The organism is Yersinia sp. Marseille-Q5920 (genome assembly GCF_946902935.1).
Taxonomy (GTDB): Bacteria; Pseudomonadota; Gammaproteobacteria; order Enterobacterales; family Enterobacteriaceae; genus Yersinia; species Yersinia rochesterensis.
On the sequence record NZ_CAMPQA010000003.1, the window covers coordinates 354,435 to 367,056 of the forward strand.

A 12,622-nucleotide genomic window follows, 5' to 3' on the forward strand; every position below is an offset into this window, starting at 1 on the left:
ATTAATGACCGCGTAGTTTTTGTTGCAGCAGTTTCACTTGCTCTGCCACATTCAGCAAGCTGGCTTCTATTTTCGCCAACCAAGAGGACGGCGTGAATAAGCAAGGTTGATGCTGACTGAATAACCGCCGTTGTTCAGCCAGGCTATTTTCCAGCTCTGCCAACTCCAGCAGCAACTCAGGTGGCACAGTGGCGGTGGAAGCCCCAGGTTGTGACAATATTGATGGCTGGCGGCTTACATCCAGAAGCGTGATATGTAGCTGATCGTCAATCTCTGCATCAATAGATTGGGCATAACCGACACCATTTAATTTGGCGCGTAAAATCCCCCCCTTATTAAGCCATTGAGTTAGCGCCTCTTTTTCTATTTGCAGATGATTGACCTGCATATCATGCAAACTGAGCGGTTTTTGCAGAAACAGGGTTAGGGTGCTGTCTGTGAGATGGTCCGGCAGAGAATATTGCGGTTTACGGCTGAACATTCCGCTTTGCTTGGTCACTGTCAGTGCTTGATGGTCACTTTGCTGTTGCTGGTGCTTCAACCATTGGCTATTAATATGCTGGAGCTTCATTAATAAGTTTTGCTGCTGGTATCCTTGCTCCGTTAGCAATTGTTCAAGTTGTTGTTGCAGCAATTTTAGCGAACTCAGGTCATGCCATAAGCAATCTTTCAGCAAGATTAAGTCGATGGGGGTTACTTCATCCCGACCACTGAAAAAGGCGCTGGCTTGCAGTAAGCGCAGGGCTTTTTTCCAACGTCGGTCAGATACATACGGCGCTTTTTCTTGCGCACTGAGTTGTTGACGTAACTGAAAAATAAGCTCAAAACAGTTATCTGGTAGGGCCATTTTGTCTATCAATGGCTGCCACTGATAAAATTCTTCATCACTGATACTAAGATTTTCAGCCACCGGATTATGATTTTCATTCTGGCGGCTGAGTAGCAAAGAACGGAAGTTTTGTTTTTCTTGTACGCGATCCAGCCATAGGCGGATCAGCATTCGGTCATAAAGCGCTTCCAGACTGCTGTCTGCATCCGGCAACTCATTTGAAGCCGTCACCAACAAGCGCATAGGAATACTGTCTTCCCGATCACCATTACGAAAGCGCCGTTCATTAATGGCGGTCAGTAAAGTATTCAGAATAGCCGGGCCGGCTTTCCAAATTTCATCCAGAAAAACGATTTCAGCTTCCGGCAGATAACCTCCGGTCATGCGCTGATAGCGCCCTTCTTCTTTTAGCGCTTGAATAGACAGTGGGCCAAACACTTCTTCCGGCGTAGAAAAACGAGTCATCAGATATTCAAATGCCCGGGCATTGCGGAAAGCAAATTTTAGGCGGCGGGCAATCAGGCTTTTGGCTATCCCCGGTGGGCCAAGTAGGAATACACTCTCGCCACTGAGGGCGGCTAATAAACACAAGCGAATAGCCTCCTGTCTTTCATACAGGCCACTCTCAAGGGCACTGCTTAAACGGGAGATTCTTTCAGCTAATTGTGATGATTGCGCCATAATTGCTCTATATGTTCCGTTAGTTGATGAATTTTTACCTGATCAGTAGGAATAAATCCTCTTTTTCTTCATAAGATAGCTCATTGATTAGTAATATTTTTATATCATCGGCTATTTGTAGTCGATCTATTTCCGCTCTTTTCGTTGCTTGATTTAAGAGTAGGCAATCTATTGAAATGGTGCATACTGTGCGCCTTTTGGTGGGCGTCAAGGGACACAGAACCGATTATTTCGGTTCTCAAACGTACACATCAGGTTATGGATGTTCTAGCAAAAAGAAATCAATTATGAGCACAGAACATAAACAGTCTTTATCGGCGGTAACCCTGGCAGCAATAGGGGTCGTTTATGGTGATATTGGTACCAGCCCACTCTATACCTTGAGAGAGTGTTTTTCTGGTCATTACGGTTTTGATGTGCGTCCGGATGTGGTATTTGGTTTTTTATCACTGATTTTCTGGATGTTAATTCTGATTGTCTCGGTTAAATATCTGACCTATGTCATGCGCGCGGATAACGCCGGTGAAGGGGGGATTTTAACCTTAATGTCTTTGGCTGGGCGTAATACGTCTTCCAGAGCCACTTCCATTTTGGTGATCCTCGGCTTAATTGGTGGCAGTTTCTTTTATGGTGAGGTGGTCATCACCCCGGCAATATCGGTTATGTCGGCCATCGAAGGGCTAGAAATAGCCGCACCTGCACTTGATCCTTATATTGTCCCTTGCTCTATTGCCGTTTTAACCCTGTTATTTGTGATTCAAAAACACGGGACTGGCAGCGTCGGTAAATTGTTTGCCCCAGTGATGTTGGTTTGGTTCCTGACCTTGGCGCTGCTGGGGTTACGCAGTATTATCGCGAATCCAGAAGTGCTGGCTGCATTGAATCCGAAATGGGCGATAAGCTTCTTCACTGAATATAAGTCTGTTTCATTTTTTGCCCTTGGTGCGGTAGTTTTAGCTATTACCGGGGTGGAAGCCTTATATGCAGATATGGGGCATTTTGGTAAATTTCCTATTCGGTTAGCATGGTTTACCGTGGTGCTGCCCTCATTGGTGCTAAATTATTTTGGCCAGGGCGCGTTATTACTGAAAAATCCGGAAGCCATCAAAAACCCCTTCTTCCTGCTCGCCCCCGACTGGGCATTGATTCCACTATTAATATTGGCGACATTGGCGACCGTTATTGCCTCGCAGGCTGTCATCTCCGGTGTATTCTCACTGACCCGACAGGCGGTTCGTTTAGGTTATTTACCGCCGATGCGCATTATTCATACCTCAGAAATGGAATCAGGGCAGATATATATCCCGGTGATTAACTGGACGCTGTATCTGGCGGTGGTATTGGTGATTGTCGGATTCGAACGCTCCAGTAATTTGGCGGCCGCTTACGGTATTGCCGTAACCGGTACCATGGTCATCACCAGTGTTCTGTTCTGTACCGTAGCGCTGAAAAACTGGCACTGGAACCGTGCTTTTGTTGGTTGCCTGTTAGTGCTCTTATTGATTATTGATATTCCCATGTTCTCTGCCAACGCCCTGAAATTGTTCTCCGGTGGTTGGTTGCCACTGTCATTGGGGCTGGTGATGTTTATCATCATGACCACCTGGAAAAGCGAGCGTTTCAGCTTGTTGCGCCGTATGCATGAACACGGCAATTCACTGGAAGCGATGATTGCTTCATTGGAGAAGTCACCTCCGGTTCGTGTTCCCGGCACCGCGGTCTATATGTCGCGGGCGATGAATGTTATTCCGTTCGCATTGCTACATAACCTCAAACATAACAAAGTATTACATGAGCGAGTGGTCTTACTGACACTGAGAACTGAAGATGCGCCGTATGTCCATAATGTTAATCGCGTGACCATCGAGCAGCTCTCACCGACTTTTTGGCGCGTTGTCGCCAGCTATGGTTGGCGCGAAACCCCGAATGTGGAAGAGATTTTCCATCGCTGCGGTTTGGAAGGCTTACCTTGCCAAATGATGGAGACTTCATTCTTTATGTCGCACGAGTCGCTTATCCTAACCAAGCGGCCATGGTATCTGTTCTTGCGCGGCAAGCTGTTTATTGCCCTCAGCCGCAACGCGCTACGCGCCGCTGATCAGTTTGAAATCCCGCCGAATCGGGTGATTGAATTGGGCACACAGGTAGAGATTTAACGTAGAAGGCCGTTAATCATAACGGCCTGAAGTTAATGATAAAGTTTCTGATAGCTCAGTGATTGAAGGGGTGACCGCACCTAGGGGCACTTCGGTGGCTCACGCCACTACGACCCCAACGGCACGATTCCCCTTCATTTTATTTTGTCAGCCGTTTGGGCCGTTAAACATAACGGCCTTTTTCACATTCATCATTCCCGCTTTTCATTTGTTCAGCGAAACGTTTCGATGGCGATCACAATTTCACCAAATTGGGTTTGCCTTCTGCTGCCATTTTTCTAAACTCAGTATCAGCGAAACGTTTCGCTGCTGGAGTCGAAAATGAAAAAAGGCGCATTACTGAATTCTGATATTTCTGCTGTTATCTCCCGCCTGGGCCATACCGATCAGATTGTGATAGGTGATGCGGGGCTGCCAATACCGGCAACCACCACACGTATCGATTTGGCACTGACTCGAGGCGTTCCTGGGTTCCTCCAGGTTTTTGAGGTGGTAACACAAGAAATGCAGGTTGAGAGTGCCGTCTTGGCGGAGGAGATTATTAAAAATAACCCGCAACTCCATGAAACGTTGCTCGCACAACTATCACAACTTGAGCAACACCAGGGAAACCAAATTGTTTTGCACTATATCAGCCATGAGGCTTTTAAAGAGCAAACCAAACAAAGTCGGGCAGTGATTCGTAGCGGGGAATGTTCCCCCTTTGCTAACATCATTCTCTGCTCCGGCGTAACTTTCTGAGGCGTTTATGCAACCTTTGCTGCAACTGAAAGGGATTGATAAAGCCTTTCCCGGCGTCAAAGCACTTTCGGGTGCTGCGCTGAGTGTCTATCCCGGCAGGGTGATGGCATTGGTAGGCGAAAATGGGGCCGGAAAATCGACCATGATGAAAGTGTTGACGGGTATCTACCATAAAGATGCCGGCAGTCAGCATTTCTTGGGTAAAGAAGTGGTGTTTAATGGCCCGAAAGAGTCGCAGGAAGCGGGAATCGGCATTATTCATCAGGAACTTAACCTGATCCCACAATTAACTATCGCCGAAAATATCTTTTTAGGGCGCGAGTTTGTTAATCGTTTTGGCGGCATTGATTGGAAAAAAATGTATGCCGAAGCCGATTTACTGCTGGCGCGTCTGAATATCAGCTATAGCAGCCATCGGCTGGTGGGTGAGCTTTCCATTGGTGACCAGCAAATGGTGGAAATCGCCAAAGTGCTGAGCTTTGAATCCAAAGTTATCATCATGGATGAGCCAACCGATGCCCTGACTGACACCGAAACGGCCTCTTTATTTAATGTTATTAAAGAGTTGAAAGCAGAAGGCCGCGGTATTGTTTATATCTCCCATCGGCTAAAAGAAATCTTTGAGATTTGCGATGACGTCACGGTGTTCCGTGATGGGCAGTTTATTGCCGAAAAACCGGTTAACACGCTGACTGAAAACTCACTGATTGAAATGATGGTGGGCCGTAAGTTGGAAGAACAATATCCGCGCCTGAATTTACCTCGTGGTGAAAAACGCTTACAGGTCAAACAGCTATGTGGCCCCGGAGTGAAAAATGTCAATTTCACCCTCTACAGTGGTGAAATTCTGGGAGTGGCGGGTTTGATGGGCGCAGGCCGCACTGAGCTGATGAAAATCATCTATGGTGCGCTGCCGCGTAAATCCGGCTTTGTCATGTTGGATGGCCGTGAAGTCGTGACTCATTCACCGCAGGACGGTTTAGCCAACGGCATTGTTTATATTTCTGAAGACCGTAAACGCGACGGATTAGTGCTCGGTATGTCAGTTAAAGAAAATATGTCTTTGACTGCATTGCGTTATTTCAGCCGTTCAGGTGGCTCGCTCAAGCATGCGGATGAGCAGCTGGCGGTGGCGGATTTCATTCGTTTATTTAATATCAAAACGCCTTCCATGGAGCAGCCGATTGGTTTGTTATCCGGCGGTAACCAGCAAAAAGTAGCTATTGCCCGCGGTCTGATGACTCGGCCAAAAGTGTTGATTCTTGATGAACCTACCCGTGGGGTGGACGTCGGGGCCAAAAAAGAAATTTATCAGTTAATTAACCAATTCAAACAAGAAGGGCTGAGCATCATTCTGGTTTCCTCGGAAATGCCGGAAGTGCTGGGCATGAGCGACCGCATCATTGTGATGCATGAAGGCCAGTTAAGCGGCGAGTTCTCTATTGAACAGGCTACCCAAGAAGTGTTGATGGCCGCGGCCGTCGGCAAGCGCGATTTATTGGAAAAATAATTTATTTATACTCTAAATAATTCGAGTTGCAGGAAGCCAACGCACATGCGGCTTGAAATATGACGAGTAGAGCAGGAGAAATCAGATATGAGTTCCCAAACTATCAATACCAAGCGCTGGTTCAGTAAAGAATGGTTATTAGAACAAAAATCACTGATTGCGCTGCTGGTGCTGATTGCTGTGGTTTCGTCACTAAGCCCGAACTTTTTTACCCTTAATAATATGTTTAACATTCTCCAGCAGACTTCCGTCAACGCCATTATGGCTGTTGGGATGACGCTGGTTATCCTGACCTCAGGTATTGACCTGTCGGTGGGGTCATTATTGGCGCTGACTGGCGCGGTGGCGGCCTCCATTGTCGGGTTGGAAGTCAATGCGCTGGTTGCCGTGGGAGCCGCACTGGCTCTGGGGGCGTTTATCGGCGGCATCACTGGGGTGATTGTCGCTAAGGGCAAAGTACAGGCCTTTATTGCCACTTTGGTCATGATGCTGTTATTACGCGGTGTCACCATGGTTTATACCAATGGTAGCCCGATAAATACCGGATTTACTGATGTTGGCGATACTTTTGGTTGGTTCGGTATTGGCCGTCCATTTGGTGTGCCGACCCCTATCTGGTTGATGGCGATTGTCTTTATCGCGGCTTGGTACATGCTGCATCACACACGTCTGGGCCGCTATATCTATGCGCTGGGGGGGAATGAATCTGCAACTCGCCTCTCTGGTATCAGTGTTGATAAAGTTAAAATTATTGTTTATTCACTTTGTGGATTGTTAGCGGCATTGGCAGGAATTATCGAAGTTGCCCGCTTATCATCAGCACAACCTACCGCCGGTACCGGCTATGAACTGGATGCAATAGCAGCCGTAGTTCTGGGGGGGACTAGTCTCGCTGGGGGTAAAGGGCGGATTGTTGGCACTCTGATCGGTGCATTAATCCTCGGCTTTTTAAATAACGGTTTGAATTTATTGGGTGTCTCCTCTTACTACCAAATGATCGTCAAAGCAGTAGTTATCCTGCTTGCGGTGTTGGTAGACAATAAAAGCAGCAAATAACCTCTCTCCCTACAGGAATTGCGACCATGAAAATGAAGAAACTGGCTACTTTGATCTCTGTTGTTGCATTGAGCGCTACCGTAAGTGCTAACGCGCTGGCAAAAGACACCATTGCGTTGGTGGTTTCCACGCTGAATAACCCGTTCTTTGTTTCAATGAAAGACGGCGCACAAAAAGAAGCGGATAAACTGGGCTACAACTTAGTGATTTTGGATTCCCAAAACAACCCGGCTAAAGAATTGGCTAACGTGCAGGACTTAACTGTGCGCGGCACTAAATTGCTGTTGATCAACCCAACAGATTCCGATGCAGTGGGCAACGCGGTTAAAATGGCTAACCAGGCAAATATTCCCGTCATTACTCTCGACCGTTTGGCTAATGCCGGTACCGTGGTGAGTCACGTGGCTTCTGATAACCGTTTTGGCGGCAAAATGGCCGGTGACTTTATTGCGAAGAAAGTCGGTAGCGATGCCAAAGTGATTCAATTGGAAGGGATTGCTGGTGCATCTGCTGCTCGTGAGCGCGGCGAAGGCTTCAAGCAATCAATGGAAAAAAACAAATTCCAATTGTTGGCTAGCCAACCGGCTGATTTTGACCGGACGAAAGGTTTGAACGTCATGCAAAACTTGCTGACGGCTCACCCAGATGTTCAGGCGGTGTTTGCTCAGAATGACGAGATGGCGCTGGGCGCATTGCGTGCCTTGCAGACTGCGGGCAAAACTGATGTTCTAGTGGTTGGTTTTGATGGCACTGACGATGGTATTAAAGCTGTCGAGAGTGGCAAAATGGGCGCAACTATTGCTCAACGCCCAGACCAGATTGGTGTTATTGGTGTACAAACCGCGGATAAAGTATTGAAAGGCGAGAAAATACAGGCCGTTATCCCGGTTGACTTGAAGTTAGTCACCAAACAATAAAAAAGAAAAGCAGGGCACTACGCCACCGTCGCGGTAATCTGGGCGGTGGCGTCATCTACAAAGGAATAAATACGATGGAAACAGGTAAACTGGTGGTCTTGGGCAGCATCAATGCCGACCATATTCTGAATATTGAGCAGTTTCCACGTCCGGGTGAAACGGTGGTAGGGGAGCAGTATAAAGTTGCTTTCGGTGGCAAAGGGGCTAATCAGGCCGTTGCTGCTGGCCGTAGTGGGGCGAATATCGCGTTTATTGCCTGTGTGGGTGAAGATGATATTGGTGACCGGGTGCGCCAGCAGTTAGCCAGTGATAATATTGATACCAAACCCATCGAAGCTGTCGCGGGCAGCACTACCGGTGTGGCGCTGATCTTTGTGAATGGTGAGGGCGAGAATGTCATTGGTATTCATGCTGGTGCAAACTCGGCGGTAACTCCTGAATATCTTGGCCGCTACCAGCAGCAGGTTATCGGCGCAGATGCATTATTGATGCAACTGGAATCCCCACTTGAGACAGTTATCGCCGCCGCCAAATTGGCGAAACAGCATCAAACTCAGGTTATCCTCAATCCCGCCCCCGCCCGTGAACTGCCCGATGAGCTGTTAACGCTGGTGGATATGATTACCCCAAATGAAACTGAAGCTGAGCGCTTAACCGGTGTTCATATTGAGCAGGATGATGACGCAGCGAAAGCCGCGCAAATTTTGCATGATAAAGGTATCGCGACCGTCATTATTACTTTGGGCAGCCGTGGTGTGTGGCTCAGTGAGCGCGGTCAGGGTAAATTAGTTGCTGGGTTCAAAGTGAATGCCGTAGATACTATTGCCGCCGGTGATACATTCAATGGCGCATTACTGACAGCTTTATTGGAAGGCCAATCGATGGACGTAGCCGTCCGATTTGCGCATGCTGCGGCCGCTATTGCAGTGACGCGCCCTGGCGCACAACCTTCCATTCCATGGCGGGCCGAGATCGACAGTTTCTTACAAGACCGGGTATAACTTTGGCCACCATGAAAGATGTCGCCCGTTTAGCGGGCGTATCAACCTCAACTGTCTCGCATGTTATTAATAAAAATCGTTTTGTTAGCGATCCTATTCGCGACAAAGTGCTGGCTGTCATCAAGCAACTCAACTATGCCCCGTCTGCATTGGCGCGTAGTTTAAAACTCAATGAAACCCGGACTATCGGCATGTTGGTCACGGCCAGTAGCAACCCATTTTACGCCGAAGTGGTTCGTGGTGTGGAGCGCAGTTGCTATGAGCGCGGTTACAGTTTGATTTTGTGTAATACCGAGGGCGATATTGATCGCATGAGCCGCAGTATTGAAACTTTGATGCAAAAACGTGTCGATGGTTTGCTACTGATGTGCACCGAAAGTCACCGCCCGTCACAAGATATTCTGCGTTGTTATCCTTCCCTGCCAATCATTATGATGGACTGGGCCCCTTTCGAAGGGGTAAATGACGTCATTCAGGATAACTCTTTATTAGGCGGGGAAATGGCAACCTCGTATTTGATTGCCAGAGGATATGCTCGCATCGCCTGTATTGCTGGCCCACAAGATAAAACCCCCGCTAAAGAACGTTTGGAAGGATACCGCCAAGCTATGGAACGCGCGGGTCTGCCGGTGCTTCCAGGTTATGAAGTGGCGAGTGATTTTGAATTTGGCGGTGGTTTGGTGGCCATGAAACAGCTACTTGCATTACCGCAGCCCCCTGAAGCCGTTTTTACCAGTAATGATGCTATGGCGGTGGGGGTTTATCAGGCTTTGCATCAAGCCGGATTATCAATTCCGCAAGATATGGCGGTCATTGGTTATGATGATATTGAAATCGCACAATATATGACGCCACCTTTGACGACTATTCATCAGCCGAAAGATTCCCTCGGCGAGCTGGCCATTGATACACTTATTTATCGACTGAATAACCCGGAAACGGAACCACAAGTTCTGATTCTCACTCCCGAGCTGATAGAGCGCGGGTCAGTTGTAACCCACTAAACTTCACTCTCTGCGGGCTGCGTGACTTTTTTCACATTACGGCCCTGAATTAAATTATCGCCATCTTTAGGTTTGAGTAATAAGAACACCACGGATGACAGCAATGTCACCGCACCCATGGTAATAAAGGTGTAGTGGAAGTGATCAATATTATTCCCAACCGACAACCCATCATAAAACCGCAAAACAACTGCACTGATGGCAACGCCAAAGCTAATCGCCAGTTGCTGGGTTACCGCCAAAACACTGTTACCCGAGCTAGCATTGTTATCCGTTAAATCAGCCAAAGTAATCGTGTTCATCGCGGTGAATTGTGTCGACATCGCCATACCCAATACAAACAAGGGCAATATCATCATCCAAGGCGACATGCCCGGTGATTGAAATGCAAATAAAGCAATCAACACACCGATAATGGCTGTGACACCGACCAAAACAGTGCGGTAACCCAATGAACGTAAAACTTGAGTCACGGCTGATTTTGCCATCATCGAGCCAATGGCGGTTGGTGCCATCATGCAACCGGCAATAATAGCGGAATAACCAAATCCGACTTGCAACATCAGCGGCACCAAGAACGGAACACAGCCAGTCCCTAAACGTGAGGCTACGTTACCGGCAATCCCAACGGAGAAAGTTCGGGTTTTAAACAGTGGCAAACCAATCAGTGGATTTGGATGGCCTTTGGCATGGAATATATAGAAGAGCAGCATTAATAACCCACCCAATAGCGCCATGGCGGGTAGGTAGCTGGCAATATCGGGCCGCCCCATGATTTCCAAACTCACGGATATCAAGACTAAACTGCTACCGAACAGCAAGAAACCGATAATATCAAAGGCGCGTTTGGGCATGGTGAAGTCCGGCATATATTTACGGGCATAAAAGATACCCAACAAGCCGATAGGAATATTAAGAATAAAAATCCAATGCCATGTGGCGTAGGTCACCAGCAAACCACCTAATAATGGCCCTATTACCGGGCCAATTAATCCTGGGATAGTGACAAAGTTTAATACCGGTAGTAACTCACTGCGCGGATAAGCCCGAATAAGTGCCAACCGGGCGACGGGCATCATCATCGCACCACCCACCCCTTGAATCACACGGGACGCCACTAAAAATGGCAAAGAGCCGGAAAGCGCGCACAGTAATGAACCCAGCGTAAATAATGAAACGGCCAAAATGAAAACTCGCCGAGTTCCGAAGCGATCTGCCAGCCAGCCACTCACCGGAATCAACATCGCTACTGTCAGGGTATAACTGATAATAGCCGACTGCATGGTGAGAGGTGAGCGGTTAAGGCTTTCAGCGATTGAAGGGAGTGCCGTATTCAGTATGGTGGCATCCAAAGCCTGCATAAAGAAAGCCATGGCGGCTATCCAAGGGAGGCCAGCCATGCTGCGCGCAGATTTTATCATTGTCCGTCCTGATTATATTGGGTGGGGGTAGCTACCCTCTCTATATATAGATATAAACAACATTTGGCCGTTAGTCTTTCTCTTTTAATAACACCTGACAAGCCAGTAACGCGCCTTGGCTATTTCCTGCCAGAATGGTATCGACAATATCTTGATGGTGTTGCAGCTTAATCACTTCATCGCCGGTAATCGAACGAAAGTAACTGTGATAAACCGAGCTAAACAAATTAGCGAAAGAGGTTAAAAATGGATTGCCACTGGCTTCATAAATAAGTTGATGAAACTGGGCATCCACTTGAATCCATCTCTCACGATTAAAATGGGCATGCAGCTCTCGCATTTCTGTCATTAATGATGCTAACAGGGCTTTTTGTTTTTCGCTGGCATTGATAGCAGCCAGAGAGCAAGCTTGAGGTTCGAGTGACCGCCTTAATATAAGGAAGTGTTGCATGACTTGATCGAAGTTCTCTTTGGTCATCCACCAGGTCAGTAATTCTTGGTCAAGGAAGTTCCAATTAGTTTGCGGCATAACTCTGGTGCCAATACGGGGGCGCGGTAATAGCATCCCTTTTGCGGCAAGCATCTTTACAGCTTCGCGGACTGCGGTACGGCTAACACCAAATTGCTCCCCCAACTCTATCTCGCCAGGCAATATACTGCCGGCTTCATATTCCCCAGCAAGAATACGCTGGCCAATTTTTTCAGCCAGCAGATACGAGAGATTGCGCTGAGCGGCCTGTTGTTGGGTATTTAGTTGCATGGTGTTTTGTCCTATTTGTCTTCTTATACTTCTATTTTACTCTACTGTTTAACTCGGGTACTGAATGTTTAGCTTAATAATTGTTTAAATTGTGGCCTTTTACCCCATTTTTGCTGAAAAAAAACACGGTTGAAAAGTTTTTTCAAATTAGGGGTTGCAGCCTGTCAGGAACTCCCTATAATGCGCCTCCACTGACCGGGAACAACGAAACACACTTCGCCGGGTCAGGAAGAGAAAAGAATGATTTTGACTTCGAAAGAAAACAAATAAATCCTTGACTCTTCAGCGGGAAAGCGTATTATCTGCCTCCCGCGTTACCGTAAGATTCGCCGAAAGGCAAACGGGTAACGAACGCTCTTTAACAATTTATCAGACAATCTGTGTGGGCACTCGCAAGACGATATCGAAGCCTGTTTCGACAGGCAGAAGAAATATCAAAGTCTTGAAGAGTGACCAAAGCAGTACACATTTGAACTTCGGTTCGAATGCATATTTGCAGAAAGTAATCTTTGAGCATCGCTATGTTAACTCATAGCAAATCAAACA

At 47.5% G+C, this 12,622-nt stretch carries 10 protein-coding genes; 7 read left to right on the top strand and 3 right to left on the bottom strand.

Annotation, left to right across the window (positions count from 1 at the left end):
• Position 1: 1 nt before the first annotated feature.
• Positions 2 to 1,510, bottom strand: coding sequence for an ATPase RavA (ravA, locus tag OVO64_RS06795; protein WP_050291914.1), 1,509 nt, complete (start codon positions 1,508 to 1,510; stop codon positions 2 to 4).
• A gap of 287 nt (positions 1,511 to 1,797) precedes the next feature.
• On the opposite strand from ravA, the gene kup reads away from it, so the two are divergent.
• From kup to rbsR, 7 genes are all read left to right on the top strand, one after another.
• Positions 1,798 to 3,666 carry a low affinity potassium transporter Kup gene (kup, locus tag OVO64_RS06800; protein ID WP_145586410.1) on the top strand — a complete coding sequence of 623 codons (1,869 nt, stop codon included), beginning with the start codon at positions 1,798 to 1,800 and terminating at the stop codon, positions 3,664 to 3,666.
• Positions 3,667 to 3,987: 321 nt separating this feature from the next.
• Positions 3,988 to 4,407 (top strand): D-ribose pyranase, encoded by a 420-nt coding sequence (gene rbsD / locus OVO64_RS06805; protein WP_038637775.1) that lies wholly within the window; start codon positions 3,988 to 3,990, stop codon positions 4,405 to 4,407.
• A gap of 7 nt (positions 4,408 to 4,414) precedes the next feature.
• Complete coding sequence (gene rbsA / locus OVO64_RS06810) at positions 4,415 to 5,917, top strand: ribose ABC transporter ATP-binding protein RbsA (protein ID WP_038637778.1); 1,503 nt, start codon at positions 4,415 to 4,417, stop codon at positions 5,915 to 5,917.
• Between the two features lie 87 nt (positions 5,918 to 6,004).
• Positions 6,005 to 6,973 carry a ribose ABC transporter permease gene (gene rbsC, locus OVO64_RS06815; RefSeq protein WP_004393072.1) on the top strand — a complete coding sequence of 323 codons (969 nt, stop codon included), beginning with the start codon at positions 6,005 to 6,007 and terminating at the stop codon, positions 6,971 to 6,973.
• 26 nt (positions 6,974 to 6,999) lie between these two features.
• Positions 7,000 to 7,890 (top strand): ribose ABC transporter substrate-binding protein RbsB, encoded by an 891-nt coding sequence (gene rbsB, locus OVO64_RS06820; RefSeq protein ID WP_038637781.1) that lies wholly within the window; start codon positions 7,000 to 7,002, stop codon positions 7,888 to 7,890.
• Between the two features lie 74 nt (positions 7,891 to 7,964).
• Positions 7,965 to 8,891: a ribokinase gene (gene rbsK, locus OVO64_RS06825; protein ID WP_038637783.1), complete on the top strand. Its 927-nt coding sequence runs from the start codon at positions 7,965 to 7,967 to the stop codon at positions 8,889 to 8,891.
• 2 nt (positions 8,892 to 8,893) lie between these two features.
• Complete coding sequence (gene rbsR / locus OVO64_RS06830) at positions 8,894 to 9,895, top strand: ribose operon transcriptional repressor RbsR (protein ID WP_038637785.1); 1,002 nt, start codon at positions 8,894 to 8,896, stop codon at positions 9,893 to 9,895.
• Here rbsR and mdtD read toward each other — a convergent pair.
• A complete protein-coding gene (gene mdtD, locus OVO64_RS06835) occupies positions 9,892 to 11,316 on the bottom strand; it encodes a multidrug transporter subunit MdtD (protein ID WP_038637787.1) in 1,425 nt (474 codons plus the stop codon). The genes rbsR and mdtD overlap by 4 nt on opposite strands.
• A 70-nt stretch (positions 11,317 to 11,386) precedes the next feature.
• Positions 11,387 to 12,076 carry a FadR/GntR family transcriptional regulator gene (locus tag OVO64_RS06840; RefSeq protein ID WP_038637790.1) on the bottom strand — a complete coding sequence of 230 codons (690 nt, stop codon included), beginning with the start codon at positions 12,074 to 12,076 and terminating at the stop codon, positions 11,387 to 11,389.
• Positions 12,077 to 12,622: the final 546 nt, after the last annotated feature.

What these genes read in the sequence shown, in the direction of transcription:
- rbsB (WP_038637781.1), top strand. Translation starts at nt 7,000, where the DNA reads ATGAAAATGAAGAAACTGGCTACTTTGATCTCTGTTGTTGCATTGAGC.
- ravA (WP_050291914.1), bottom strand. Translation starts at nt 1,510, where the DNA reads ATGGCGCAATCATCACAATTAGCTGAAAGAATCTCCCGTTTAAGCAGT.
- rbsC (WP_004393072.1), top strand. Translation starts at nt 6,005, where the DNA reads ATGAGTTCCCAAACTATCAATACCAAGCGCTGGTTCAGTAAAGAATGG.
- mdtD (WP_038637787.1), bottom strand. Translation starts at nt 11,316, where the DNA reads ATGATAAAATCTGCGCGCAGCATGGCTGGCCTCCCTTGGATAGCCGCC.
- kup (WP_145586410.1), top strand. Translation starts at nt 1,798, where the DNA reads ATGAGCACAGAACATAAACAGTCTTTATCGGCGGTAACCCTGGCAGCA.
- OVO64_RS06840 (WP_038637790.1), bottom strand. Translation starts at nt 12,076, where the DNA reads ATGCAACTAAATACCCAACAACAGGCCGCTCAGCGCAATCTCTCGTAT.
- rbsK (WP_038637783.1), top strand. Translation starts at nt 7,965, where the DNA reads ATGGAAACAGGTAAACTGGTGGTCTTGGGCAGCATCAATGCCGACCAT.
- rbsA (WP_038637778.1), top strand. Translation starts at nt 4,415, where the DNA reads ATGCAACCTTTGCTGCAACTGAAAGGGATTGATAAAGCCTTTCCCGGC.
- rbsD (WP_038637775.1), top strand. Translation starts at nt 3,988, where the DNA reads ATGAAAAAAGGCGCATTACTGAATTCTGATATTTCTGCTGTTATCTCC.